The organism is Microbacterium testaceum, assembly GCF_003075375.1.
Classification (GTDB): Bacteria; Actinomycetota; Actinomycetes; order Actinomycetales; family Microbacteriaceae; genus Microbacterium; species Microbacterium testaceum_E.
In genome coordinates, this window is record NZ_QDFT01000003.1 from 112,236 (window position 1) to 138,327 (window position 26,092).

Sequence of the window (26,092 nt, forward strand, 5' to 3'; positions counted from 1 at the left end):
CGCCCCCATGCACGCCCGGGAATGCGGCGGCGAGTAAAGTCGTCGGGTGAGTTCCGACCCCTCCGCCGAAACCCCCGCCGCAGAGCCGCAGCAGATGGGCGCCGCGTACGGACTGGGGCGCTTCCTCATCGCTCCCCTGGCTCGTGCGGTCTACCGCCCCCGCGTCGAGGGGCGCGAGAACGTCCCGCGTACGGGACCCGTGATCTTCGCCAGCAACCACCTGTCGTTCATCGACTCGATCGCGATCCCGGTCGCCGCTCCGCGTCCCGTGCACTTCATGGCGAAGTCGGCGTACTTCGAGAAGTGGGCGTCTCGGCAGTTCTTCACCGCCATCGGCGCGATCCCCGTCGAGCGCGGCGCGGGCCAGAAGGCGCTCGACGCCCTCGACCAGCAGCGGGTGCTGCTCGAGGACGGCCGCGCGGTCGCCCTCTACCCCGAGGGCACCCGGTCGCTCGACGGGCGCCTGTACAAGGGCCGCACCGGGGTGGCGTTCCTCGCGCTGCAGACCGGTGCCCCCGTCGTTCCGGTGGGTTTGATCGGCACCGACAAGGCCATGCCCGTGGGTGCGAAGTTCCCCAGCACGAAGGAGCGCATCACGGTGCGCTTCGGGACGCCGCTCGACGTCTCGCCGCACGGTCCCGCCTCGTCGGGGCGCGCTCGGCGCGGGGCGACCGACGAGATCATGGCCGCTATCCACGCCCTCAGCGGGCAGGAGCTGGCCAACGCGTACAACGAGGCGCCCGCGCAGAACCCGATCGAGCGCATCAAGCAGGTCCTTCCGCACGAACGTCTCTGAGCACGGCTCGCCGGTCGCCCTTGACGCGGGGCGCGCCGACGAGCATCGTCGTGGAGGACGGCCCGAACCGTCGACGCCACAACGAGGAGGCACCGTGAAGAAGTTCGTCAACGACCCGGCAGACGTGCTGGCCGAGGCCTTGCGCGGTATCGGCGCGGCACACCCCGAGCTGCGCGTGGATGCCGAGAACCGGGTCATCCTGCGCGCCGAACCGACGCGCGCGGGCAAGGTGGCGCTGGTGTCGGGCGGCGGTTCGGGACATGAGCCGATGCACGGCGGCTTCGTCGGCCGGGGCATGCTCGACGCCGCCGCGGCAGGAGAGGTGTTCACCTCTCCGACCCCCGACCAGGTGCTGGCGGCGACGCAGGCGGCCGACTCCGGAGCCGGGGTGCTGCACATCGTGAAGAACTACACCGGCGATGTGCTCAACTTCGAGATGGCCGCCGAGCTCGCCGCCGCCGAGGGCGTCGAGGTCGAGTCCGTCCTGGTGGCCGACGACGTGGCCGTGCAGGATTCGACCTGGACCGCCGGTCGTCGCGGAACGGGCACCACCGTCGTCCTCGAGAAGATCGTGGGCGCCCTCGCCGAGGAGGGCGCCGACCTGGCCGCGGTCGCCGCGCTCGCGCGCCGCGTCTCGGCAGCCGGCCGCTCGATGGGCGTCGCGCTGACCAGCTGCACCGTTCCCGCGGCGGGCCGACCGACGTTCGAGCTCCCCGACGACGAGATGGAGGTCGGCGTCGGCATCCACGGCGAGCCCGGCCGCACGCGCGTGAAGCTCGCCTCGGCTCGCGAGATCGCGAAGCTGCTGGTCGACCCGATCGTCCACGACTTCGGCGACGCCGTCGGGCCCGCGATCGTGCTGCTGTCGGGCCTGGGCGCCACGCCGCTGATCGAGCAGTACCTGCTCTACGGCGAGATCGCCCCCCTGCTGACCGCGGCCGGCATCGACGCGCAGCGGGTGCTGATCGGCGACTACATCACGAGCCTCGACATGGCGGGCGTCTCGCTCACCGTCGTGAAGGCCGACGACGAGATGCTCCGCCTGTGGGACGCTCCCGTCGTGACGCCGGGCCTGCGGTGGGGCGCATGAGCGGCGCCGTGTCGACCGACGACCTCGTCGCGTGGATCCGCGCGTTCCGCGATGCCGTCGCCGCCCACAAGGACGAGTTGACCCGCCTCGACTCCGAGATCGGCGACGCGGACCACGGCTCCAACATGGCGCGCGGCCTCGACGCGGTCGTCGCCAGACTCGACCCCGCCCCCGCGACCCCGGCCGAGTTGTTCAAGACCGTCGGGATGACGCTGGTGTCGACCGTCGGCGGGGCGAGCGGCCCCCTGTACGGAACCCTGTTCCTGCGCATGGGCCCCGCTCTCGCGTCGGCGGAGCAGATGGATGCCACCGCCCTGGGCGCGGCGCTGCGCGCCGGCGTCGAGGGGGTCGTCGCCCGTGGCAAGGCCGAGGTCGGCGACAAGACGATGATCGACGCCCTGACCCCCGCCCTCGACGCCTGGGACGCCGCCGCGAGCGGCTCTGCGGCGGACGCTGCCCGCGCCGCGGCCGAGGCGGCCGCCCGTGGGCGGGACGCCACGGTCCCGCTCGTGGCGCGCAAGGGCCGGGCCAGCTACCTCGGCGAGCGCAGCGCCGGGCACCTCGACCCCGGCGCCGCCTCGGCGACGCTGCTGCTCGAAGCGCTGCGCGACACCCTGGCGGGCACCGAGTGATCGGCATCGTCGCGGTCTCGCACAGTCGCGCCCTGGCAGAGGCGGCCGTCGAGCTCGCTCTGCAGATGGGCGGAGAGGACCCGCCCCGCGTCCGCGTCGCCGCCGGAGGTCCCGACGGCGATCTGGGCACGGATGCCGTGGCCATCGCAGCCGCGATCGACGACGCCGACGGCGGCGACGGGGTGCTGGTGCTGATGGATCTGGGGTCCGCGCTCCTGAGCGCCGAGACGGCTCTCGAGTTCGTGGCATCCCCGGACCGCGTGACGCTCAGCTCCGCGCCGTTCGTCGAGGGTCTCGTGGCCGCGGTGGTGACCGCCGCGGGCGGTGCCGACTTGGACACGGTCGCCGCGGAGATCCGCGGCGCCGCCGAGGCGAAACGCGTCCACCTCGGCGACGACGGCGGGTCCCCGGCATCCCCCGCCCCCGATGAGCCTGCGGTGCGGGAGGGCGACGACACGTTCTTCGAGACCGTCGTGGTGAACCCCTCGGGCCTGCACGCGCGGCCCGCGGCGACGTTCGTCAAGGCGGCGTCGCGCTACGACGCGGACGTCCGCATCGAGGACCTCGACGCCGGCTCCGACGAGGTGTCGGCGCGCAGTCTGCTCGCGCTCATGGCGCTGGGGGTGCGGCAAGGGGCACGGGTGCGCGTCCGCGCGACGGGCCCGCAGGCGCGACAGGCGCTGGACGAGCTGCGCGCGCTCATCGACGACGGCTTCGGCGAGCGCTGAGCGCCGCCTCGACCCGTCGACGTCTCAGCGCGTGACGCTGAGCAGGCGCCGGGCGAGCGATTCCTCGACGACGAGCTCGGTGATGAGGTCGGCGGCGAGTGCGCCGCGCAGCCCGTCGAGCTTCGACAGGCTCGACACCACGCAGAACCGGCGCGGGATGCGGCGGACGGTGTCGAGGTCGGGCCCGCTGGAGCGTTCGTTCAGCTCGGGCACGTCGCTGGACCCGTCGGCGCGGTAGAAGACGGTGGCGCAGTCTCCCACGATCCCCTCGCGCTCGATGACCGCGCGGTCGCGCTCGTCGAAGTAGTCACCGCTGTACACGTGCGACGGCACGTCGGCGTGCGGTGATCCGAGGCCGAAGACGAACAGGCCCACGCGCTGCTGGATCTCGAGCACGGAGCGCACGGAGCGCTCGCGCCACATCGCCTGCTTGGTCCGGGGGTCGTCGAAGAGGGCCGGCACCGGGAACTGGTGCACCGACGACGACCAGGCCGCGCCGAACTTCGACAGGATCTCCCCCGCATAGGGGATGCCGGAGGTCCGCACGTTCGCGGCGCCGTTCATCTGCACGATGTGCGTGTCGTGGACGTCCTTGAGCGGAACGTGGCGGGCGACCGCCGAGAGGGTCGAGCCCCACGCGACGCCCACCGTCATGGACGACTCGACCCGCTCGGCGAGGATGCGTGCCGCCGTCAGCGCCGTGCGCTCCAGGCGTTCGGCCTCGGAGGTGCGGGTGGGGGTGGGGACGACGTGGGCGGTGATGCCGAAGCGGTCGGCGATGCGCTGCGCCATCTGCCCGCGGGCGTCGTCGGGCGGACTGATCGAGATCGTGACGAGTCCGACGTCGCGGGCGTGCTGCAGCAGGCGCGACACCGAGGAGCGCGACACCCGCATCTCATGGGCGATGGCATCCATCGTGAGGTCCTGCATGTAGTACAGCTGCGCCGCACGCAGAGCGTCTCGGGAACGCTCCTCCGCCGCCGTCGTCACGATCGATCCTCATGCATGGATACCATTGTGCACGTTTGTTCAAGGGGCTTGCAACAACGTGCAGACGGGCGCATCCTGATCGTCGTACAAACAACGAAAGGTCGCAGTCGACATGTCGTCTCCCGCTTCTCCGCTCCGCGCCGACGTCCAGGCGCTCCGTGACGCCGAGGACCTCGACGTCCTCATCATCGGTGGAGGCATCAACGGCCTCGCCACCCTGCGCGACCTGGCCCTGCAGGGCGTGAGCGTCGCGCTCGTCGAGCGCGGGGACTTCGTCTCCGGTGCGTCGTCGGCATCGAGCCACATGGTGCACGGCGGCATCCGCTACCTCGAGAACGGCGAGTTCCGCCTGGTCAAAGAGGCGGTCACCGAGCGCAACGACCTCCTCAAGACGGCCCCCCACTACGTCAAGCCGCTCGAGACGACGATTCCGATCTACAAGACGTTCTCGGGCATCCTCTCCGCTCCGTTCCGCCTGCTGGTGACGCACGGTCGCGGCAAGCCCAACGAGCGCGGCGCCCTGCTGATCAAGGTCGGCCTGATCATGTACGACACCTTCTCGCGCGACGGCGGCACCGTTCCCCGCCACAAGTTCCTGGGAAAGAAGAAGTCGCTCGCCGAGCTGCCCCAGCTCAACAACAACCTCGCCTACACGGCCACCTACTTCGACGCGTCGATGCACGACCCCGAGCGCATCGCGCTCGACGTCCTGCGCGACGGCATCGAGGCGGGCGCGGGCCGCACGCAGGCCGTCAACTACGTCTCGGCCGTCGGCGCCGACGCGAACGGCGTGCGCGTGCGCGACGAGGTCTCGGGCGAGGAGTTCAGCGTCAAGGCCAAGGTCATCCTGAACACCGCCGGCCCCTGGACCGACCTCGCCAACGAGGCCATGGGGCTCAAGACCCAGTTCATGGGCGGCACCAAGGGCTCGCACATCGTCCTCGACAACCCCGAGCTGCTCGCCGCCACCGGCGGACGCGAGATCTTCTTCGAGCACTCCGACGGCCGCATCGTGCTGATCTACCCGCTCAAGGACCGCGTCCTCGTCGGCACGACCGACATCGACGCCGACCCCGGCAAGCCGGTCGTCTGCACCGACGACGAGATCGAGTACTTCTTCGACCTGATCGGCCACGTCTTCCCCACCGTGGGCGTCGACCGTTCGCAGATCGTCTACACCTTCTCCGGCATCCGCCCCCTCCCCCGGCACGACGACACGGCCCCGGGCTTCGTCTCGCGCGACTACCGCATCGTCGAGGACGAGATCGCGGGCGTGCCCGCCATGAGCCTCGTCGGCGGTAAGTGGACCACCTTCCGCGCCCTCGCCGAGCACCTCAGCATGAAGACGCTGCAGAAGCTCCGTCGTCCGCACCGTGTGAGCACCCAGGGGCTGTCGATCGGTGGCGGAGCCGGATTCCCGTCCACGCCCGAACAGCGGCGTCGCTGGATCTCGGCCCGCACGAATGCGCACTCGGCGGAGCTCGTGGATGCCATGCTCGAGCGGTACGGCACCCGCGCCGACGTGATCCTCGCCGCCCTGCCGGCCGAGCCGACGCCGGTCGAGGACGCCCCCGGGTACTACCGCGAGGAGCTCGCCTGGATCGCCGAGAACGAGCAGGTCGTGCACCTGATCGACGTGCTGCTGCGCCGCACGCACCTCGCCTTCGTCGGCGGGATGACCGAGCGCACGCTGCGCGAGGTCGCCGAGGCCGTCGCCGGCCCGCTCGGCTGGGACGCCGCGCGCATCGACGACGAGGTGACCCGCACCACCGAGATCCTGCGGTCGGCGCACCGCGTCGATCTCGCTCAGGCCGGGGTCGCTCGAATCTGAGAGAACGTGCGGGCGTGCCGTCTGTTGCACGCCCGCACGCGCCCCATAGGTTCGGATCACCGAGCCGCATCACCACCCGAGCCGAAGGTGTCCGGGTGTCAGAAGAAAGGTCGATGACGACATGCAAGAAGTGAACCTGGGGCTGTACTTCCTCTCGGAGGTGGTGGGCACCGCGATGCTGATCCTGTTGGGTTGCGGCGTGGTGGCCAACGTCGCCCTCGCCAAGACCAAGGGCAATGCCGGCGGAACCCTGATGGTCAACTGGGGCTGGGGCCTGGCGGTCTTCGCCGGTGTCATCGTCTCGGCGTACTCCGGTGCGCAGCTGAACCCCGCCGTGTCGATCGGCCTGCTGGTGGCGGGCAAGATCGGCTTCGTCCAGTTCCTGGTCGCCGTCGCTGCGCAGCTGGTCGGCGCGATCATCGGTGCCGTGCTGGCCTGGGCCTCGTACAAGCAGCACTTCGACGACGAGCCCGACCCCGCCGCCAAGCTCGGCGTGTTCTCGACGGGACCGGCGATCCGCTCGTACGGTTTCAACTTCCTCACCGAGGTCATCGCGACCTTCGTGCTGGTGTTCGTGATCTTCGGCTTCAGCGACTACGGCGTGGCCGACATCGGCGTGCCCGGAGGCATCGGGGGCCTTGCCGCCGTTCCGGTCGCCCTGCTCGTGGTCGGCATCGGCGCCTCGCTCGGCGGACCCACCGGTTACGCCATCAACCCCGCTCGCGACCTCGGCCCCCGCATCGCCCACGCGATCCTGCCCATCAAGGGCAAGGGATCGAGCGACTGGGGCTACGCCTGGGTCCCCGTGGCCGGCCCCCTCGTCGGCGGTCTGCTCGCGGGTGTGCTCGCTCCTGTCCTGCTGGGCCTGGGCAAGTAACCCACCTTCTCCTCCCGGGGGCGTCGACGCTCGCGCGGCGCCCCCTCTCCACGTCACACCTTCACCACTTAACGAACAAGACAAAGGAGTCCATCCATGGCCGACTACGTCCTCGCCATCGACCAGGGCACGACCTCGACGCGCGCGATGATCTTCGACAAGTCCGGGAGCGTCGTCTCCGTCGGACAGAAGGAGCACGAGCAGATCTTCCCGCGCGCCGGGTGGGTCGAGCACGATCCCCTCGAGATCTGGCGCAACACCCAGGAAGTGATCGGCCTCGCCCTGAGCCGCGCCGACATCACCCGCCACGACATCGCCGCCGTCGGCATCACCAACCAGCGCGAAACCGCGGTGGTCTGGGACAAGAACACCGGCAAGCCCGTGTACAACGCCATCGTCTGGCAGGACACCCGCACGCAGACGATCGTCGACCGCCTCGCCGACGGCGACCCGGAGCGCTACAAGAGCATCGTCGGCCTGCCCCTGGCGACCTACTTCTCGGGCACCAAGATCGTGTGGATCCTCGAGAACGTCGACGGAGCGCGCGAGAAGGCCGAAGCCGGCGACCTGCTGTTCGGCACCACCGACACCTGGGTGCTGTGGAACCTCACGGGCGGCATCGACGGCGGCGTGCACGCCACCGACGTCACCAACGCCAGCCGCACGCTCTTCATGGACCTCGAGACGCTGTCGTGGCGCGAGGACATCCTCGCCGACTTCGGCGTGCCCGCCTCGATGCTCCCCGAGATCCGCTCCTCGTCCGAGGTGTACGGCACCGTCGAGTCCTCGTCGCTGCTGCGCGAGACGCCGATCGCCGGCATCCTGGGCGATCAGCAGGCCGCGACCTTCGGCCAGGCCGCCTTCGACCCGGGCGAGAGCAAGAACACCTACGGCACGGGCAACTTCCTCATCTTCCAGACGGGTGAAGAGATCGTCCACTCCAAGAACGGTCTGCTCACGACCCTCGGCTACAAGCTGGGCGACCAGCCGGCGCGCTACGCGCTCGAGGGGTCGATCGCCGTGACCGGTTCGCTCATCCAGTGGCTGCGCGACCAGCTCGGGATCATCTCGTCGGCCCCCGAGGTCGAGGCCCTCGCCTCGAGCGTGGACGACAACGGCGGCGTGTACTTCGTGCCGGCGTTCTCGGGCCTGTTCGCGCCCTACTGGCGTCCGGACGCGCGCGGCGCGATCGTCGGCATGACGCGTTACGTCAACCGCGGTCACATCGCCCGCGCCGCTCTGGAGGCCACGGCCTTCCAGTCGCGCGAGGTGCTCGACGCGGTCAACGCCGACTCGGGCGTCGACCTGGCCGAGCTCAAGGTCGACGGCGGCATGACCGCCAACGACGCGCTGATGCAGTTCCAGGCCGACATCCTCGGCGTGCCGGTCGTTCGCCCGGTGGTCGCCGAGACCACCGCCCTGGGCGCCGCGTACGCCGCGGGCCTCGCGGTCGGGTTCTGGGACAACCTGGACGACCTGCGTGCCAACTGGCAGGAGGACAAGCGCTGGGAGCCCGACATGGACGGCGGCGAGCGCGACCGCCAGCTGCGCCTGTGGAAGAAGGCCGTCACCAAGTCGATGGACTGGGTCGACGACGACGTGGAGTGATCCCCGCGTGAACATCGGAACCCCGTCGGCCCCGTGCCGGCGGGGTTCCGTCGTCTCCGGCGGCCGCGGTCCCCGGGCCCGTGCGGGGCGGCCGGGTCACGGCATCCGGATGCCGTCCCCTCAGCGCCGCGGCTTGGGGAACGCCGCCCGCATGGTGTCGGACTGCAGGTAGTCGCTCACGCCGATCAGCAGGAGCGCGAACAGGATCTGCTCGGTGACCACCCAGAACGGATAGAGCCCCGGGATCGCCGCGAGCACGAGGGCGACCACCGGGAAGATGCGGCTGAACAGCTGCAGGCGCCGGAACGCCCAGTACCACCCCGCCCGCGCGCGCCAGAGGAAATAGAACAGCGTCGTCGTGATGGCGAGCACCACCAGGCACCGCATCCACACGGAGAAACCGACGTCGTCGCCGCGGCTCGTCATCACCAGGGCGACGACGACCGTCGCCAGCCCCAGGACGAAGCCCGCCCCCAGCAGGACGGTGATCGCCGTGAACGCACGGCGCACCTTCGGATCGTCCGAGACCGCGACGCGGTGGTCGGCCTGACGACCTCCGGCGATCCGGTCGAGGCGGCGGAGGGCGGGTTCGAGCTGCATGCGCTCACAATACGACGCGCAGCCGGAACGCCCGTCGCACCGCCCCGTCAGCCGACGGTGACCACCGGCTCGTGGCGCACGGGGAAGTTCACCGAGTTGGCGATGAAGCACCACTCGCGGGCCTGGCGATGGGCGGCGGTCGCGGCCTCGACCATCGACTCCTCGGCGACGCGCACCCGGGGTCGCAGCACCACCTCGGTGAACGCTCCTCCGCTGTTGCCGTCCTCCTGCAGCGTCCCCGACGCGTCGTCCTCGTACCCGGTCACCACGACACCGGTCGTGACGCACGCGTGCAGGTACGACAACAGGTGGCATTCGCTGAGCGCCGCGAGCAGCAGCTCCTCGGGGTTCCACTTGGCGGGGTCGCCGCGGAAGGGCTTGTCGGCGGATGCCGCGATCGCGGGCTTCCCGTCGACCTCGAGCGTGACGGCGCGGTCGTAGTCGCGATAGCCGCTCGTCCCGGTGCCGCGATCACCGGTCCAGGTCGAGCGCAGGCGGTAGTGGTGCTCTCCGTTCATGTCCCCAGTCTGCCCCTCCCCCGCGCCCGCGCGGGCCGGAGGAACGCCGGACCCGCCGGGATACGATGGTCGGATGCCCGCCACGCCCCCCGCCTCCGTCGAACTCGCCGTCGTCGAACGCAACGGCTTCGTCGAGTCACGCCATCACGGCGTCGCCGTCGTGCTCGCCCCCGACGGCACCGAGAAGCTGGCCCTGGGCGAGGTGACCGCCGCGTTCCTCCCCCGGTCGAGCATGAAGCCGCTCCAGGCGCTCGCGTGCCTGTCGGCCGGGGCCGAGCTCGCCGACGAGCGCCTCGCGATCGCGATGGCGAGCCACTGCGGCACCGAACGTCACGCCGAGGTCGCCCGCGGCATCCTGCAGTCCGCCGGTCTCACCGAGGACGACCTGGGGTGCCCCGCCGCGTGGCCCACCGACACCGCCTCGCGCGACGAGATGGTGCGCGATCACGCCGCGCCGTCACCGCTGCGCATGAACTGCTCGGGCAAGCACGCCGCCATGCTCGTGACGTGCGTGGCCAACGGCTGGCCCACCGAGGGGTACCTCGACGTGCAGCACCCGCTGCAGGTGCACATCCGCGAGGTGATCGAGCGTCTCGTCGGCGAACGCATGACGACGACGGCGATCGACGGCTGCGGCGCCCCGGTCTACGCCATGAGCCTGGTCGGTCTGGCGCGGGCGATCCAGCGCATCGCCACGTCGTCCGAGCGCTCGCCGTTCGCCCTGCACCGCAGTGCCGGCACCCTGGTGCGCGCGGTGCGCGAGAACGCCTGGACCATCGACGGTCCCGGGCGCCCCGACACCGTCGTCATCGAGCGCCTGGGCGTCTTCAGCAAGATGGGCGCCGAGGGCGTGCAGGTCATGACGGCTCCCGACGGCACCACGGTCGCGCTGAAGATGCTCGACGGATCCAACCGGGCCGGATGGGCGGTGGCGTTGCGCCTGCTCGAGCGGGTCGGAGCCCTCTCGGCTCAGGACGTCGCGGACACCCTCGCCCTGCTGCCGCTGAGCATCTCGGGCGGCGGCCGCGAGGTCGGCGCCATCCGCTCCGCGGTCTGACGCCGACCGGCGGTCTCAGATGCCGCCGTCGACCGAGCGCGGGTAGGCGATCGGCTCCTCGGGCACGAGCACCTCGGTGTCGCGGTTCAGGCTCTCGCCGCGGAAGAACGGCTTCGACCCCGCGAACGCGTACCAGACCAGCATCAGCACCACGCCGATGGCGAGCGCGCCGATACCCACCACGAAGGTCCCCCCGATTCCGAACAGGACGGTGTTGCCGTACTCGGGGTCCCACATGTCGATCGCGGACTGCACGAAGGCGTAGGTCAGCATGAGCGCTCCGAGCAGGGGCAGGACGCCGCGGTAGACGAGGTTCTTCGCCGACGAGAACAGCTCCCGGCGGAAGTACCAGACGCACGCGTAGCCGGTCATCGCGTAGTAGAACGCGATTGCCAGGCCCAGCGACAGGATCGAGTCCTGCAGGATGTTGTCGCTGATGATCGTCATGCCGATGTAGTAGACGCTCGCGACGATCCCCATCACCAGGGTCGAGAACGACGGCGTGCGGTACGTCGGGTGCACCGTGCGGAACCGCTCCGGCAGGGCCTTGTACGCCGCCATCGCCAGCGTGCCACGCGCGGTGGGGAGGATGGTCGTCTGCGTCGACGAAACCGCCGAGATGAGCACCGCCACCACCAGCAGCCACCCGAACGGACCGAAGAGGCCGTCCTTCAGGGCCAGGAACACGTCGTCGGCGTTGTCGGGATTGGCCAGGCCCGCACCGTCCTCCCCCACTCCCGCGTACATCATCGCCGCCACCGTGACGGTGACGTACGTACCGAGCAGGATGACGGTGGTCAGGAGCGCGGCCCGACCGGGGATGCGCTTGGGGTCCTTCGTCTCCTCGTTGAGGGCGAGGCAGGTGTCCCAGCCCCAGTAGATGAACAGGGCGAGCAGCACGGCCTCGGTGAACCCGCTCCAGTCGGTGAATCCCAGCGGGTTGAACCAGGCGAGGTCGAAGGGCGTCGGGTTCGGGGCGGTCCCGTCGAAGAACTTCCACAGCGCCAGCACGACGAACAGCGCGAGGACGAGGTACTGCACCGCGAGCAGGACGTTCTGGATGCGCTCGCCGATCTCGACGCCGCGGTAGCTGACGTACGTCATCGCGGCGATGAAGACCACACCCGTCGCCGTGACGAGCGGGACGTTCTCGGCCAGCGAGCCGTCGCCGACGAGGGTCCACAGGTAGATGCCCGCGATCTGCGACAGGTTGGCCAGCACCACCATGCCCGCCACGGCCACGCCCCAGCCGCCCATCCACCCGACCCACGGGCCGAACGCCTTCGTCCCCCACGTGAAGGTCGTCCCGCAGTCCGGGACGTCGTTGTTCAGCTCGCGGTACGCGAAGGCGATGAACAGCATCGGGATGAAGGCCAGGACGAAGGCGATGGGGGCTTGGGCGCCCACCGCGAGGACGACGAAACCCAGGGTGGCGACGAGCGAGTACACGGGGGCGGTGGATGCCAGACCGATGACGGTCGAGCCCCAGAGCCCCAGAGTGCCGCTGGCCAGTCCCTTGCCGTCGGTCCGTTCGGGTGCGGAGGTCATATGCCGAACGTAGAATCCGCGGCTGGCCGCGGTCAAGGAATATTCTCAGGCGGTGCGACGGGCGACGTCGAGGACGACGATCGTGATGTTGTCGCGGCCGCCGTTCTCGAGCGCGGCGGCCAGCATCGCCTCGACGGCGGCGGCCGGGTCGCTGTTGGCCTCGAGGAAGTGCCGGATGCCGAAGTCGGTCAGCTCTTTGGTGAGCCCGTCGGAGCAGATCACGAAGCGGTCGCCGTCGAGCACGTCGAGGCGCAGGTAATCGGGTTTGACGCTGTCGCTGGGGCCGACGGCCCGCGTGATGACGTTGCCGTAGGGGTGGTTCTCGGCCTCTTCGGGGCTCAACCGGCCCGCGGCGATGAGCTCCTGCACCACGGAATGGTCTGTCGTGACCTGGACGATCTCGCCGTCGCGCAGCAGATATACCCGCGAATCGCCGATGTTGAGCGTCACCCAGTGGGGTTCGTCGGTGTGGGTCTCGAGGTACACGCCGGTCAGCGTCGTGCCCGTGCCCTCGTCGGTCGTCTCGGGGTGCGAGATGATGTCCTTCACCGCGCGCGACAGCGCCTTCTCGATGTTCTTGGTCGAAACGCTCCCGCCGGCCACCATGGCCCGCAGGCGGTCGACCGTGCTCGCGCTGGCGATCTCGCCGCCGAGGTGCCCGCCCATCCCGTCGGCGACGACGAAGAGAGGGTAGTCCGCGAGGACGGCATCCTGGTTCACTTCCCGCCGCCGACCCGTGTCGGTGGTCGCGGCCCAGGCCAGATCGAGGGTGCCGTCGTCCAGGGGGACGCTGCGCGTGTGTGTGGTCACCTCGGGCACGAACGATCCTCCGGTTGGCCGACAGCTACGCCGGCGGGTACGCACGGCTTTGTCATCCTAGTCGACGCCCGGGCCGGTTCCGGGGAGGCGCCGCGTGCGACCACCGTCGAGCCGCTCATCCCGCGGCGGGGTCGGCGGGAAGGGGCAGGATGCCGTCGATCTCGGCGACCTCGTCCGCGGTGGGCGTCCAGGCCGTCGCGGCCGCCGCGTTGGCGCGGACCTGCTCGGGACTCGTCGCCCCCGCGATCACACTCGACACGAGCGGATGGGCGAGGAACCATCCGAAGGTGGCTTCGAGCATGGTGATGCCGCGCTGTGCGCAGAACGCCTCGTACCGCTCGAGGGCGTCCCACGGTGCATCGCGCCACAGGTGCGGGCGCCGGCGCATGATGCGGCTGCCCTCGGGTCCGCCGTCGCGGGTGAACTTGCCGGTGAGCAGGCCGTTGTGGAGGGGGAAGAACGGCAGGAACCCCAGCCCGAAATGCTCGACCGCGGGCAGCACCTCGCGCTCGACGGCGCGGGAGAGCAGGCTGTACTGGTTCTGCGCGGACACGAAACGCTCGCCCGTCGCGCGGTGATCGGCATCCGCGATCTGCCAGCCCGAGAAGTTCGAGTGGCCGATGTAGCGCACCTTGCCCTCGCGGATGAGGTCGTCCAGCACGTCGAGCGTCTCGTCGATCGGGGTCGTCGGGTCGGGCGTGTGCAGCTGGTAGAGGTCGATCCAGTCCGTCCGCAGGCGACGCAGGGACGCCTCGACGGCCCGCCGGACGTGGGCGCGCGACGCCTTCGCCCCGCCGATCAGCGCGGGGGCGAGATCGGCATGGCCGAACTTCGTGGCGAGCACGACCCGGTCGCGGCGCCCCTGCAGTGCTTCTCCCATGAGGCTCTCGGACAGGCCGGGCTCGCGGCCGTAGACGTCGGCGGTGTCGAGGAAGGTCACGCCCGCCTCGATCGCGGCGTCGAGGACGGCACGGGTCCCCTCGAGGGTCTCGGTGGCCGTTCCGGCCCGACCGAAGTTGTTGCAGCCGAGGCCCACGGCCGAGACACGGAGTCCGGAGCGACCGACGGGACGGAGGGGAAGGGCGGCGGAGGTCATGCCTCCACGCTAGCCCCGCGGGAACGACTGAGCTCCCCGCCGTGGCGGGGAGCTCAGCGCGATCGGGTCAGACCCGGGGTCCGGCCGGCGGGGCCGGCGGCGGAGGCGTGGTGCCCGAAGCGGGCGGCGGCGTGAATCCCTGCGCGGGCGGGGCCGGCGGCGGAGGCGTGGCCCCCGAGGCGGGCGGGGCCGGCGGGGTGCCGTAGGCCGAGCCGCCGTAGCCGGGGCCACCGTAGCCGGGGCCGTTCGGGCCACCGGCGACGGGCTGACCGGGCTGGACGGGGATGCCGTTCCAGACGGTCTTGTCGGCGATGAAGCTGTTCGCCCAGGGGGCGGGACGGATCGCGGGGTTCCACGGGTTGCTGCCGAACGCCAGGATCGCGAGGAAGATCCACTGGCCGAGCGGGCCCAGGATGAACAGCAGCAGAAGGGGCCAATCGCGACCGAACTTCGCGTTCACGCGGTACGAGATCATGATCAGCGCCACGACGAGCCCCAGACCCGCCAGGAAGTTGAGGATCGGGATGGCGCTCGCCACGGCGAGGCCGAGGACGACCCACGGCGAGACGTCACCGAGCTTGGCGAAGACGAGGTAGTTGTACAGCGGCACCCACGCGCGCCACTTGCCCTGCACACCCGCCTTGTCGAAGATGCGCATCAGCAGGAACGACGTGATGAGGTAGCCGGCGATGGCGAACAGGAAAAGGAACAGATACGCGATGGCCAGGAACGCCGCCTCGCCCGCGCTCGGCGCCCCGTAGTCGGAATATGCGAGATAGTTGATGTCCACTTCGATCCTCTCGAACGGCGGACGCTCGTCGGCGCCACCGGCGGGTGTCTCCCGCGCGACACATGCTAGCGAACCTGAGTGTTCGCTGAAATCCCCCGCGCTGCGTGTCACACGACGAGGTGGATCTCGCCCGGTGCGCCCGGGCGCAGCGTCCACCCGTTGACGCCGGCCCAGTCGAACAGGTCGTCGAGGCCCCCGATGCGCGGACCTGTCCGCGCGAGCGAGCGGACGAGGTCGCCCTTCGCGTGCTTGTTGAAGTGGTTGAGGGCGCGTACGGCCCCCGCCTCCCCCGCCGTCACGACGCGCACGTAGGCCGTGGGCAGTTCGACGGGAACGGGTCCCAGCGCGACGTACGCCTCCGACCGCAGATCGAGCACGAACGTCGGAGCGGACGCGCGCAGAGCCTCGGTGACCGCCGCCGCCCAGACGCGTCGCAGAGGAGGGACGCCGGGCAGGCTGGTCCCCGCCGCCAGGCGGTAGGCGGGGATGAGGTCGAGCGCCCCCACGGGTCCGAAGGGCGCGGAATGGATGCCGACGTGCCCACCCAGCCAGGAACGGGCGGCCTCGTCGAGGGTTCCGGCATCCAATGCGTCGAAGAGGACGCCGGTGTACCGGTCGATCGCGGGCATGGTCGCGGCGGTGCGCAGCGCGGCGTTGTCGGCGATCTCGTGACGTCGCTTCGCGCTGAGTTTGAGGACGCGAGCGGCCTCGTCCTCGTCGGCGGACAGGGCGACGAGGGCATCGACGACGGCGACGCGTTGGGGACGGAGCGCGGGCAGCGCGAGCCCGTCCACATCGACAGGCGCACCCTCGCCCCCGGGGCGTTTGGTCTCGGACGGGGGAAGCAGGACCAGCATGGAACCTCCGGTGAAACGACCGACGCGCGCCGCCCGAGTGTTCGGGCGACGCGCGTCGGGATGAAGCGATGTCAGGAGACGAGGGCCGCGTTTCCGGCGACGATCGTGAGCTCGTCGTTCGCCATCGACAGGAAGCCGTCCTCGGCGTTGGCCAGGATCTTCGTGCCGTCGGCGCGGGTGATGCGCACCTCGCCCTGGGCGAGGATCGCGAGCACCGGCTCATGCCCCTGCATGAAGCCGATCTCACCCTCGACGGTCTTGGCCACGACGAGCGAGGCCTCTCCCGTCCACACCTCGGCGTCGGCCGACACCAGGCTCACGCGCAACGACATGTCAGCCGTTCTCCTTCTGGATCTGCGCCCACTTGGCCTCGACGTCGGAGATGCCACCGACGTTGAAGAACGCCTGCTCGGCGACGTGGTCGAAGTCACCCTTGACGATCGCGTCGAACGACTCGATGGTCTCCTTGATCGGGACCGTGGAGCCCTCGACGCCGGTGAACTTCTTGGCCATGTAGGTGTTCTGCGAGAGGAACTGCTGGATGCGACGTGCACGCGACACGACGATCTTGTCTTCCTCGGAGAGCTCGTCGACACCGAGGATGGCGATGATCTCCTGCAGTTCCTTGTTCTTCTGGAGGATCTGCTTCACGTTGGTGGCGACGCGGTAGTGGTCGGCACCGATGTAGCGCGGGTCGAGGATGCGGCTGGTCGATGTCAGCGGGTCGATGGCCGGGTACAGACCCTTCGAAGCGATCTCACGCGACAGCTCGGTGGTCGCGTCGAGGTGCGCGAACGTCGTCGCCGGAGCCGGGTCGGTGTAGTCGTCGGCGGGGACGTAGATGGCCTGCAGCGACGTGATCGAGTGACCACGCGTCGAGGTGATGCGCTCCTGGAGCACACCCATCTCGTCGGCGAGGTTCGGCTGGTAACCCACGGCGGAGGGCATGCGGCCCAGCAGCGTGGAGACCTCGGAACCGGCCTGCGTGAAGCGGAAGATGTTGTCGATGAACAGCAGCACGTCCTGCTTCTGCACGTCGCGGAAGTACTCCGCCATCGTCAGGGCCGACAGGGCGACGCGCAGACGCGTCCCCGGCGGCTCGTCCATCTGGCCGAACACGAGGGCGGTCTTGTCGAAGACGCCCGCCTCTTCCATCTCGCCGATGAGGTCGTTGCCCTCACGGGTGCGCTCGCCGACACCGGCGAACACCGAGACGCCACCGTGGTCCTGCGCGACGCGCTGGATCATCTCCTGGATGAGGACGGTCTTGCCGACGCCGGCGCCGCCGAACAGACCGATCTTTCCACCCTGCACGTAGGGGGTGAGCAGGTCGATCGACTTGATGCCGGTCTCGAACATCTCGGTCTTGGACTCGAGCTGGTCGAAGCTGGGCGCCTTGCGGTGGATGCCCCAGCGCTCGGTGACCTCGATGGTCTCGCCGGGAACGCCGTTGAGCACCTCTCCGGTGACGTCGAACACCTTGCCCTTGGTGACGTCGCCGACGGGCACCGAGATGGGGCCGCCGGTGTCGCGCACTTCCTGGCCGCGGACGATGCCGTCGGTGGGCTTGAGGGCGATGGCGCGGACGAGGTCGTCGCCCAGGTGCTGCGCGACCTCGAGGGTGATCTCGGTCGACTCGTCACCGATGGTGATCGTGGTCTTCAGCGCGTTGTAGATCTCGGGGATCGCGTCATGCGGGAACTCGATGTCGACGACCGGGCCGGTGACGCGCGCGACGCGTCCGACGACGGCCGCGTCGGTCTTCTCGGCGGTGAGGCTCATGGCTTCTTCTCTCCTTGGGAACTTACTTGCCGGATGACAGAGCATCGGCGCCGCCGACGATCTCGGCGATCTGCTGCGTGATCTCCGCCTGACGCGCGTTGTTGCGCAGACGGGTGTAGTCGGTGATGAGCTTGTCGGCGTTGTCGCTGGCCGACTTCATCGCCTTCTGGGTCGCGGCGTGCTTGGCGGCCGACGACTGCAGCAGGGCGTTGAAGATACGGCTCTGGACGTACGTCGGCAGGAGCGCGTCGAGAACCGTCTCGGCGTCCGGCTCAAACTCGTAGAGCGGGTAGACCTCGGACTGCGCCGGGGCCTCATCGGCCTCGAGCACCTCGAGAGGGAGCAGACGCACCGATTCGGGCGACTGCGTCATCATGCTGACGAAGCGGTTGTACACGAGGTGAATCTCGTCGACGCCACCCTCGTTCTCGCCACCGGCACGGTAGGCCTGGATCACGGCATCCGAGATCTCTTCGGCCGTCGAGAACTGCGGGGTGTCGGTGTCGCCCACCCACTGCGCGACGCTCGGCATGCGGCGGAACTGGAAGTATCCGACGGCCTTGCGACCCACGAGGTAGTAGACGACCTCTTTGCCCTGCGAGCGCAGCAGCTCGGCCAGCTCGAGACCCTCGCGGAGGATCTGCGAGTTGAACGCGCCGGCGAGGCCGCGGTCGGAGGTGAAGATGACCACGGCCGAGCGACGGATGTTCTCGCGCTCGGTCGTCAGCGGGTGATCGACGGAGGAATGCGTGGCGACCGCCGAGACGGCGCTCGTGACGGCCCGCGCGAAGGGAGATGCCGCGCGCACACGCGCCATCGCCTTCTGGATGCGCGAGGCCGCGATGAGCTCCATCGCCTTGGTGATCTTCTTGGTCGTCTGAGCAGAACTGATCTTCTGCTTGTAGACCCGCAGTTGTGCGCCCATGATTAACGTCCTCAGGTCGCCGCTACTCAGCGACGGCCCTTGACGATCCGCTCCTGGTTGACGTCTCCGGCCTCGGCGGCGTCGACCTTCTCGGCGCCGACGACACTCTGGTCCTTGCCGGGCTGGAACTCCTGGGCGAACGCGTCGATCTTCTGCTCGAGCTCCGCGAGCGTGTCGTCGCCGAGCACGTTGGTCTCGCGCAGGGTGTCGAGCACGGTCGAGTTGCGACGCAGGTAGTCCAGCAGCTCGCGCTCGAAGCGCAGAACGTCCGAGACCTCGACGGTGTCGAGCTTGCCGTTGGTTCCGGCCCAGATCGAGACGACCTGCTCCTCGACCGGGTACGGCGAGTACTGCGGCTGCTTGAGCAGCTCGGTCAGACGCGCACCGCGGGCGAGCTGACGACGCGAGGCCGCGTCGAGGTCGCTCGCGAACATCGCGAAGGCCTCGAGCGAGCGGTACTGCGCGAGCTCCAGCTTCAGCGTTCCGGAAACCTTCTTGATCGACTTGACCTGGGCGTCACCACCGACGCGGGACACCGAGATACCCACGTCGACCGCGGGACGCTGGTTGGCGTTGAACAGGTCGGACTGCAGGAAGATCTGACCGTCGGTGATCGAGATGACGTTCGTGGGGATGTACGCCGAGACGTCGTTCGCCTTGGTCTCGATGATCGGCAGGCCGGTCATCGAGCCGGCACCCAGCTCGTCCGAGAGCTTGGCGCAACGCTCGAGCAGACGCGAGTGCAGGTAGAACACGTCGCCGGGGTACGCCTCGCGGCCCGGCGGGCGGCGCAGCAGGAGCGACACGGCACGGTAGGCTTCGGCCTGCTTGGACAGGTCGTCGAAGATAATCAGGACGTGCTTGCCGCCGTACATCCAGTGCTGGCCGATGGCCGAACCGGTGTAAGGGGCGAGGTACTTGAAGCCGGCCGGGTCAGAGGCCGGGGCGGCGACGATGGTGGTGTACTCCATCGCACCAGCGTCCTCGAGGGCGCCCTTCACCGAAGCGATGGTCGAGCCCTTCTGACCGATCGCGACGTAGATGCAGCGGACCTGCTTGTTGACGTCGCCGGACTCCCAGTTGGCCTTCTGGTTGATGATCGTGTCGATCGCGATGGCCGTCTTGCCGGTCTGGCGGTCGCCGATGATGAGCTGACGCTGGCCACGGCCGACGGGGATCATGGCGTCGATGGCCTTAATGCCGGTCTGCAGGGGCTCGTGCACGCTCTTGCGCTGCATGACGCCCGGGGCCTGGAGCTCGAGGGCACGACGACCCTCGGTCGCGATCTCGCCGAGACCGTCGATCGGGTTGCCGAGCGGGTCGACGACGCGACCCAGGTAACCGTCGCCGACGCCGACCGAGAGGACCTCGCCGGTGCGGGTGACGCTCTGGCCCTCTTCGATGCCGGAGAACTCGCCGAGCACGACGACACCGACCTCGTTCTCGTCGAGGTTCTGCGCGAGCCCGAGCGTGCCGTCGGCGAAGCGGATGAGCTCGTTCGCCATGACGCCGGGAAGGCCCTCGACGTGGGCGATGCCGTCGGCCGCGTCGACGACGACGCCGACCTCGGTCGCCGCGGCGCCGGTGGGCTCGTAGGCGTTGACGAAGTCCTTCAGCGCGTCACGAATGACGTCGGGGCTGATAGAGAGATCTGCCATTGTCTTCCTTCGTTCGTGGGGCCCGGGGCCCCCAAGATCACGCCCGCTCGGGCGGAAAGTCTTCAGCCGGCGATCCGCTGGCGGAGGTCGGCGAGGCGTGCGGACACGCTCGCGTCGATGACGTCGTCCGCGACCTGCACGCGCAGTCCGCCGAGGACGGTCGGGTCGATCACGGTGTTCAGCGTGACCGACGATCCGTAACGTGCGCTGAGAGCGTTCTGCAGACGGGTCTGCTGATCGGCGCTCAGGGGGGCTGCGGCCGAGACGGTGGCGACGATGCGCGAGCGCTGGTCGGCGACGATGCGCTCGGCGCGACGCAGCAGGGCGCGCACGCGGCGGCCGCGAGCCTGGCTGACGAGCGACGACACGATCAGCGTCGTACCCGCGCTCGCGCGCCCGCCGAGGAGCGACGACACGAGGTCGCCCTTGGCCGCGGAGCCGCCCATGCGACCGCCGAGGGCGAGCTCGAGCTCGCCGTTGGAGGCGACGGTGCGCGAGAACGAGAAGAGCTCCGCCTCGATGTCGGCCGGCTCGGCGACCGAGGTCGCCTGGATCGCCAGCTCTTCGAGGCCCTCGACGAACTCGGCGGCGCTCGACCAGCGCTGCTGCGCGGCGCTGGTGAGGATCGCCACGGTCGCGGGGCGGTACGACGAGCCGAAGACCGCCGAGACCAGGCCCGCCCGCGCGTCCGCCGGGACCGACGAGTCGGACAGCGCGCCGCTCAGCTGAGCGGAGCCGCTGACGGCGCCGACGGCCGCGAACAGCTCGCGCGCGACGTCGAGGTCGACGTCGGGCGTGGCGGCCAGGGCCTGAGCGGTCGCGGTCCGCGCCTGAGTGGTCGCGCTGCCCATTACTTGGCCGCCTTCTCGGATGCCTCGAGGTCGGCGAGGAAGCGGTCGACCACGGCGTTGGCACGCGCGTCGTCCGACAGCGTCTCTCCGATGACGTTGCCCGCGAGGTCGACCGCGAGGGTTCCGACCTCGGTGCGCAGCTGCACGAGCGCGGTCTGGCGCTCGGCCTCGATCTGCGAGTGGGCGGCGGCGGTGATGCGTGCCGCGTCGGCGGCAGCGGTCTCGCGTGCCTCAGCGACGATCTTGCGGCCGTCCTGGGTGGCGTTCTCGCGGATCTCACCGGCTTCGCGGCGCGCCTCGGCGAGCTGTGCCGTGTACTGCTCGAGGGCGGCTTCGGCCTGTCGCTGGGCCTCGTCGGCCTTGGCGATGTTTCCCTCGATGGCAGCACTGCGCTCGTCGAGCAGCTTCGCCATGCGCGGCAGCGCAACGCGCCAGACCACGACGACGATGATGATGAAGCACACCAGCGACCAGACGATGTCGTACGTCGCCGGAAGCAGCGGGTTCTCCGGTGCTTCTCCGCTGGGTTCCGCGGCGAGAGTGACAAGAGCGTTCAGCATCCTGTCTCCTTACAGTGAGTCGAGAGCGGCCGGATCAGGTGAAGATGAAGCCGGTCGCGATACCGATGAAGGCGAGCGCCTCGGTGAAGGCGATACCGATGAACATCAGGACCTGCAGGCGGCCCGCGAGCTCGGGCTGACGGGCGACGCCCTCGATCGTCTTGCCGACGACGATACCCACGCCGATGGCGGGGCCGATGGCCGCGAGGCCGTAGCCGATCGTGGCGACGTTACCGGTGACCTGGGCGAGAACCGTAGTTGCGTCCACGGGTTTTTTCCTTTCGTTGGGTGGCTCGGCGTGCGCCGGGCCGCTCAGTGCTCTTCTGCGACCGCGAGCTGGATGTAGACCGCGGTGAGGATCGCGAAGACGTACGCCTGGAGGAAGGCGACGAAGATTTCGAACAGGGTGAAGGCGAGGCCGAAGGCGAGCGAACCGGCGCCGAGCGCGATCCATCCGCCGCTCAGGCCGAAGACGAAGAACTGGGTGGCCGAGAAGAACAGCACCAGCATGAGGTGGCCGACCACCATGTTCATCAGCAGTCGCAGCGTCAGGGTGACGGGGCGGATGATGAAGGTCGAGAGGAACTCGAGCGGCACGATGATGATGTACAGCGGCCACGGCACACCCGAGGGCAGCAGCGCGTTCTTGAAGAACCCGCCGGGGCTCTTCTTGATACCGGCGTAGATGAAGGTCACGTAGGCGACGATCGCGAGCAGCATCGGAACGGCGATCACGCTGGTGCCGGCGATGTTCAGACCCGGGATGACGCCCGTGATGTTCATGAACAGCACCATGAAGAAGATCGTGGTGAGGATCGGCAGGAAGCGCTTGCCGTCCTTGCGCCCCAGGATGTCCTCGGCGATGTTGACGCGGACGAAGTCCAGGCCCATCTCGACGATGCTCTGGAACCGGCCGGGGACGACCTTCATGCGACGCGTGCCGACGACCAGGAAGATCACGAGGACGGCGGTCGCGAGGAACTGCACCAGGTTGATGCGCGTGATCTCGAACGGCGCACCGAAGATGTACAGCCCCGGGAAGGTGATGACCGCGTCGGGGAAGAACTCGGAGATGGAGGGCGGGTGGAACTCCGCACCCGCAGACGCGAAGTTCGTGATCAGGGTCGCAGCTTGAGTAGTCAGCGCTGGCTCCAGCTTCGGGGCATCGGTGTGAACCGTTGCGACGATGGTCGGTGATAGTACCCGAAGTGCGAACCTGGAGGAGATTTCCCATCGCGGGCGGGTACTTATGCCACCCTATCAAACTCCCGGCGGATCCATGAGTCCGCGGGGGCGATCGTCTCGGCGCCGGACTAACGTGCGCGGCGACGCGAGCGGGTGGGCTATGGGCCGCTCAGGCGCGTCGGTCTCCGGCGTCGGGGTCGGTGGGAAGCGTGACGTCGCTGGCGCTGGGGATCCGCATGCGCAGCAGCACCACCACGTCGACGGCGAGCGATGCGATGACGCTGACGACGAGCGCCACGTAGAACACCACCGGATCGACCCAGTCCTGGCCGCGCAGCACGACGATCGCGACGATGAACAGGATGAGCTTGAGCAACCACCCGCCCAGCACGATGCCGAAGAAGATGGGCACGTAGAGGGGGTCGCCGAACCAGCGGTTGGCCACGAGGATGCTCGTCGCGGTCACGGCGAGGAAGATCGCACTCACGGCCACCCCCGCGAGGGCGCTGCCGAGACCCCCCGCTCCCCCGACGGCGAAGCCGACGACGGCACCGGCGATCAGGAGTGCGGCGGTGACGACACCGCCCCAGACGAGGGCGGTGCGCAGGACCGGCGTACTCGAGAGGGGACGGCGGGCGGCGGGGGCGGTGCTCATGAGGGGGACTCCGGTCGGGTGGGTCGGACGCGACGGGCGAGCCGGCGCAGACGGTGCTGAGAGGGAAGGAGGGTGAGGACGGCGCACGCGATGACGCCCGCGGCGCCGAAGACGATGCCGATGGCGTAGTCGCCGGGCCAGCTCTGCTGCGTGCCGATGTACATGAGCAGGAACGCCAACGAGACGACCGCCGTCCAGGCGTAGAAGATCAGTACGGCGTCGCGGTCGCTGTGGCCCATGTCGAGCATGCGGTGGTGCAGGTGCTTGCGGTCGGGCGAGAAGGGAGAACGCCCCGCCCACTGGCGGCGCGCGACGGCGAGACCGAAGTCCAGCAGCGGCAGCAGCACGATCACGACCGGCAGCAGGATCGGGATGAACGCACCGAGAAGCTGCGAACGCCCGATCTTCTCGGGGTCGAGCACGGCCGGGTCGAGCTGGCCCGTGATCGCCACCGCCGAACTGGCCATGAGCAGCCCCAGCATGAGAGCACCCGCATCGCCCATGAAGAGCTTCGCGGGGGTCCAGTTCATCGGCAGGAAGCCGAGGCAGGCGCCGACGAGCACCGCGGCGATGAAGGACGCGAGGTTGAAATAGGTGCTGGCCCCGGTATCGCGGACGAGGAGGTAGGAGTAGGCGAAGAACACGCCGTTGGCGATGAGGCAGACGCCCGCGACGAGACCGTTGAGACCGTCGATGAAGTTGACGGCGTTCATGACGACGACCAGGGCGAAGACCGTGAGCAGGAAGCTGACCCAGCTCGACCCGACCGTGAGCGCCCCGATCGGCAGCGACAGGATCTGCAGCTGGCCGAACCACGCGATGACGGCGGCCGCGACGAACTGCGCGCCGAGCTTGATCATCCAGTCGAGGTCCCACAGGTCGTCCGCGACGCCGACCAGCACGATCAGCAGCACCGCCCCCAGCAGGGACAGCACCGGGACCGGATCGGTCCAGAAGATCGCGAAGTACGGGTTGCGACTCGACAGCGCGAACGCGGCGAGGACGCCGAGGAACATGGCCACGCCCCCCAGCCGGGGCGTCGGGGTCTTGTGCACATCGCGTTCCCGGATGCCCGGGTACAGCTTGAAGCGCAGGGCGAGCTTCCACACCACCCACGACAGCGCGAGCGTGACCGCCGCCGTGAACAGGATGGTGAGGAGGTACTGGGTCACGGACCCGGAGCCTCGGCATCCGGAGCAGTGCCGCCCGCGGGCGACGCCGGACCGAGGTCGGTCGCAGGCGCGTCGTCGACGGGGTCGGGCTCGAGCAGATCGCCCAGCACCTCGCGCAGGCGTTCACGTGAGATCGCGCCCTCGCGCAGCACCCGCACCTGCGGCTCGGCACCGCCGACCAGGGTCGTTGCATCGACGATGGTCGAGGCCACCCCGGTCTCGCTGGGGCCGGCGTCGAGATAGGCCGCGACGCTGTCGCCCAGCATGTCGCGGGCCGAGTCGATGTCGACGGCCGCGGGCCGTCCGGTGAGGTTCGCGCTCGAGACGGCGAGGGGACCCGTCTCTTCGAGCAGTTCGAGGGTCAGCTTCTGCGCGGGCATGCGCACGGCGACGGTGCCGTGGGTGTCGCCGAGGTCCCACGACAGCGACGGCTGGGCGGGCAGCACGATGGTGAGCCCACCGGGCCAGAACTCGCGCACGAGGTCTTCGACGGCCGGTGGGATCTCGGCCACGAGGGCGCGCAGCGTGCCCACGCCCGCCACCAGCACGGGCGGCGGTTGCTGGCGACCGCGACCCTTCGCCTCGAGCAGGCCCGCGACGGCGCGCGCGTTGAACGCGTCCGCGGCGATTCCGTAGACGGTGTCGGTGGGGAGCACGACGAGTTCGCCTCTGCCGATGGCCTGACGCGCGTGGCGCATCCCGGACAGCAGCTGCGACTCGTCACGGCAGTCGTAGACGGGTGACATGTCGCGCGCCAGTCTAGCCGCGCCGCCGACCCCGCGCTGTCCCGACCCCGCGCGGCCACCGTCGGGCGGCGGTCGGCACCGCCCCCGGTGTCACGGGCGTCCCGCGTGGTCAGGGGCGGATCGCGGTCGTCGCCCGGTCGCGTCGGGTGAGGTCGGGGTGCGTCGCGGCCGAGCGCCAGCCGTCGTTCGTGAGGATCTCGCGGATCGCCGCCCCCTGCCACTCGCCGTGCTCGATGACGATGGTCGCGCCGGGGTGCCCGAGGCGCAGTCCCACCCGGCTCAGCTGCCGCACGGCATCCAGACCGTCCGGTCCCCCGTAGAGGGCCGCGGGCGGATCGAACAGCCGCACCTCGGGATCGCGCGGGATCGCGTCGTCGGGAACGTACGGAGGATTGGATGCCACGACCGAGACCGTGCCGTCGAGCTCGCCGAACGCGTCGGCGAGGTCGATGAAGGCGAGCGTGACGTTGCCGGCGCTGACCCGGTCGACGTTCTGGCGGGTCCAGACGAAGGCGTCGACGGAGTTCTCGGCCGCGAACACCCGGGAGTGCGGCACCTCGGTGGCCATCGCCAGGGCGATCGCCCCGCTTCCGGTGCCGAGGTCGACGGCGATGGGGGCGTCGGAGGCCACGGCGCGCAGCGCGTCGATCGCCAACTGCGCGACCATCTCGGTCTCGGGCCGGGGGACGAAGACGCCCGGGCCGAGACCGAGATGGTCGCG

General features: G+C 69.7%; 28 protein-coding genes. 8 read left to right on the forward strand and 20 right to left on the reverse strand.

Annotation, left to right across the window (positions count from 1 at the left end; genetic code table 11):
- Positions 1–94: 94 nt before the first annotated feature.
- The 4 genes from DC432_RS02160 to dhaM all read left to right on the forward strand — a co-directional run bounded on the left by DC432_RS02160 (position 95) and on the right by dhaM (position 3,246).
- Positions 95–796, forward strand: coding sequence for a lysophospholipid acyltransferase family protein (locus DC432_RS02160; protein ID WP_243392986.1), 702 nt, complete (start codon positions 95–97; stop codon positions 794–796).
- 94 nt (positions 797–890) lie between these two features.
- Positions 891–1,886, forward strand: a complete 996-nt coding sequence (gene dhaK / locus DC432_RS02165) for a dihydroxyacetone kinase subunit DhaK (RefSeq protein WP_116536491.1) — start codon at positions 891–893, stop codon at positions 1,884–1,886.
- Positions 1,883–2,518, forward strand: coding sequence for a dihydroxyacetone kinase subunit DhaL (gene dhaL / locus DC432_RS02170; protein WP_116536519.1), 636 nt, complete (start codon positions 1,883–1,885; stop codon positions 2,516–2,518). The genes dhaK and dhaL overlap by 4 nt, the downstream gene beginning before the upstream one ends.
- On the forward strand, positions 2,515–3,246 hold the full coding sequence (dhaM, locus tag DC432_RS02175; protein ID WP_116536492.1) for a dihydroxyacetone kinase phosphoryl donor subunit DhaM: 732 nt from the start codon (positions 2,515–2,517) through the stop codon (positions 3,244–3,246). Before dhaL ends, dhaM begins: the two co-directional genes overlap by 4 nt.
- 24 nt (positions 3,247–3,270) lie before the next feature.
- On the opposite strand, the gene DC432_RS02180 is transcribed toward dhaM, so the two are convergent.
- Positions 3,271–4,236, reverse strand: coding sequence for a sugar-binding transcriptional regulator (locus DC432_RS02180; RefSeq protein ID WP_116536493.1), 966 nt, complete (start codon positions 4,234–4,236; stop codon positions 3,271–3,273).
- A 112-nt stretch (positions 4,237–4,348) separates the two neighbouring features.
- Here DC432_RS02180 and DC432_RS02185 point away from each other — a divergent pair, with 112 nt between their 5' ends.
- The 3 genes from DC432_RS02185 to glpK all read left to right on the forward strand — a co-directional run bounded on the left by DC432_RS02185 (position 4,349) and on the right by glpK (position 8,552).
- Positions 4,349–6,067, forward strand: coding sequence for a glycerol-3-phosphate dehydrogenase/oxidase (locus DC432_RS02185; protein WP_116536494.1), 1,719 nt, complete (start codon positions 4,349–4,351; stop codon positions 6,065–6,067).
- A 121-nt stretch (positions 6,068–6,188) separates the two neighbouring features.
- Complete coding sequence (locus DC432_RS02190; protein WP_108317844.1) at positions 6,189–6,944, forward strand: MIP/aquaporin family protein; 756 nt, start codon at positions 6,189–6,191, stop codon at positions 6,942–6,944.
- A 96-nt stretch (positions 6,945–7,040) separates the two neighbouring features.
- Positions 7,041–8,552 carry a glycerol kinase GlpK gene (glpK, locus tag DC432_RS02195; RefSeq protein WP_116536495.1) on the forward strand — a complete coding sequence of 504 codons (1,512 nt, stop codon included), beginning with the start codon at positions 7,041–7,043 and terminating at the stop codon, positions 8,550–8,552.
- A gap of 120 nt (positions 8,553–8,672) precedes the next feature.
- Here the strand turns inward: glpK and DC432_RS02200 are convergent, their stop codons facing one another.
- Together DC432_RS02200 and DC432_RS02205 are read right to left on the reverse strand one after the other, a co-directional pair.
- Positions 8,673–9,152 carry a hypothetical protein gene (locus tag DC432_RS02200; RefSeq protein WP_116536496.1) on the reverse strand — a complete coding sequence of 160 codons (480 nt, stop codon included), beginning with the start codon at positions 9,150–9,152 and terminating at the stop codon, positions 8,673–8,675.
- Positions 9,153–9,199: 47 nt separating this feature from the next.
- A complete protein-coding gene (locus tag DC432_RS02205; protein ID WP_116536497.1) occupies positions 9,200–9,670 on the reverse strand; it encodes an OsmC family protein in 471 nt (156 codons plus the stop codon).
- 73 nt (positions 9,671–9,743) lie between these two features.
- Here DC432_RS02205 and DC432_RS02210 point away from each other — a divergent pair, with 73 nt between their 5' ends.
- A complete protein-coding gene (locus DC432_RS02210) occupies positions 9,744–10,727 on the forward strand; it encodes an asparaginase (RefSeq protein WP_116536498.1) in 984 nt (327 codons plus the stop codon).
- A 15-nt stretch (positions 10,728–10,742) separates the two neighbouring features.
- Here DC432_RS02210 and DC432_RS02215 read toward each other — a convergent pair whose 3' ends face one another.
- The 17 genes from DC432_RS02215 to DC432_RS02300 form a co-directional block, all read right to left on the reverse strand.
- Positions 10,743–12,275, reverse strand: coding sequence for an APC family permease (locus DC432_RS02215; protein ID WP_116536499.1), 1,533 nt, complete (start codon positions 12,273–12,275; stop codon positions 10,743–10,745).
- Between the two features lie 45 nt (positions 12,276–12,320).
- A complete protein-coding gene (locus tag DC432_RS02220) occupies positions 12,321–13,094 on the reverse strand; it encodes a PP2C family protein-serine/threonine phosphatase (protein WP_108317532.1) in 774 nt (257 codons plus the stop codon).
- Between the two features lie 115 nt (positions 13,095–13,209).
- Positions 13,210–14,190, reverse strand: coding sequence for an aldo/keto reductase (locus DC432_RS02225; protein WP_116536500.1), 981 nt, complete (start codon positions 14,188–14,190; stop codon positions 13,210–13,212).
- A 67-nt stretch (positions 14,191–14,257) separates the two neighbouring features.
- Complete coding sequence (locus tag DC432_RS02230) at positions 14,258–14,980, reverse strand: DUF5684 domain-containing protein (protein WP_243392984.1); 723 nt, start codon at positions 14,978–14,980, stop codon at positions 14,258–14,260.
- Between the two features lie 107 nt (positions 14,981–15,087).
- Positions 15,088–15,837 carry a YaaA family protein gene (locus DC432_RS02235; protein ID WP_116536501.1) on the reverse strand — a complete coding sequence of 250 codons (750 nt, stop codon included), beginning with the start codon at positions 15,835–15,837 and terminating at the stop codon, positions 15,088–15,090.
- Between the two features lie 71 nt (positions 15,838–15,908).
- Positions 15,909–16,169: a F0F1 ATP synthase subunit epsilon gene (locus tag DC432_RS02240; RefSeq protein WP_108318024.1), complete on the reverse strand. Its 261-nt coding sequence runs from the start codon at positions 16,167–16,169 to the stop codon at positions 15,909–15,911.
- 1 nt (position 16,170) lies between these two features.
- On the reverse strand, positions 16,171–17,619 hold the full coding sequence (atpD, locus tag DC432_RS02245) for a F0F1 ATP synthase subunit beta (protein ID WP_108318023.1): 1,449 nt from the start codon (positions 17,617–17,619) through the stop codon (positions 16,171–16,173).
- A gap of 22 nt (positions 17,620–17,641) precedes the next feature.
- Entirely contained in the window at positions 17,642–18,544 is a 903-nt protein-coding gene (locus DC432_RS02250; RefSeq protein WP_116536502.1) for a F0F1 ATP synthase subunit gamma, read from the reverse strand.
- A 26-nt stretch (positions 18,545–18,570) separates the two neighbouring features.
- Positions 18,571–20,202, reverse strand: a complete 1,632-nt coding sequence (gene atpA / locus DC432_RS02255) for a F0F1 ATP synthase subunit alpha (protein WP_116536503.1) — start codon at positions 20,200–20,202, stop codon at positions 18,571–18,573.
- A 62-nt stretch (positions 20,203–20,264) separates the two neighbouring features.
- Complete coding sequence (locus tag DC432_RS02260) at positions 20,265–21,053, reverse strand: F0F1 ATP synthase subunit delta (RefSeq protein ID WP_108318020.1); 789 nt, start codon at positions 21,051–21,053, stop codon at positions 20,265–20,267.
- Entirely contained in the window at positions 21,053–21,613 is a 561-nt protein-coding gene (locus DC432_RS02265; protein ID WP_116536504.1) for a F0F1 ATP synthase subunit B, read from the reverse strand. The genes DC432_RS02260 and DC432_RS02265 overlap by 1 nt, the downstream gene beginning before the upstream one ends.
- Positions 21,614–21,647: 34 nt before the next feature.
- On the reverse strand, positions 21,648–21,881 hold the full coding sequence (gene atpE / locus DC432_RS02270) for a F0F1 ATP synthase subunit C (protein ID WP_043360904.1): 234 nt from the start codon (positions 21,879–21,881) through the stop codon (positions 21,648–21,650).
- A gap of 44 nt (positions 21,882–21,925) precedes the next feature.
- On the reverse strand, positions 21,926–22,756 hold the full coding sequence (atpB, locus tag DC432_RS02275; protein ID WP_181373501.1) for a F0F1 ATP synthase subunit A: 831 nt from the start codon (positions 22,754–22,756) through the stop codon (positions 21,926–21,928).
- A 211-nt stretch (positions 22,757–22,967) separates the two neighbouring features.
- Positions 22,968–23,453 (reverse strand): hypothetical protein, encoded by a 486-nt coding sequence (locus DC432_RS02285; protein WP_116536506.1) that lies wholly within the window; start codon positions 23,451–23,453, stop codon positions 22,968–22,970.
- Positions 23,450–24,625 (reverse strand): MraY family glycosyltransferase, encoded by a 1,176-nt coding sequence (locus DC432_RS02290; RefSeq protein ID WP_116536507.1) that lies wholly within the window; start codon positions 24,623–24,625, stop codon positions 23,450–23,452. The genes DC432_RS02285 and DC432_RS02290 overlap by 4 nt, the downstream gene beginning before the upstream one ends.
- Complete coding sequence (locus DC432_RS02295) at positions 24,622–25,371, reverse strand: L-threonylcarbamoyladenylate synthase (RefSeq protein WP_116536508.1); 750 nt, start codon at positions 25,369–25,371, stop codon at positions 24,622–24,624. The genes DC432_RS02290 and DC432_RS02295 overlap by 4 nt, the downstream gene beginning before the upstream one ends.
- 109 nt (positions 25,372–25,480) lie before the next feature.
- Positions 25,481–26,092, reverse strand: a 612-nt coding sequence (locus DC432_RS02300) for a N5-glutamine methyltransferase family protein (protein WP_116536509.1), incomplete at its 5' end; no start/stop codon positions are given.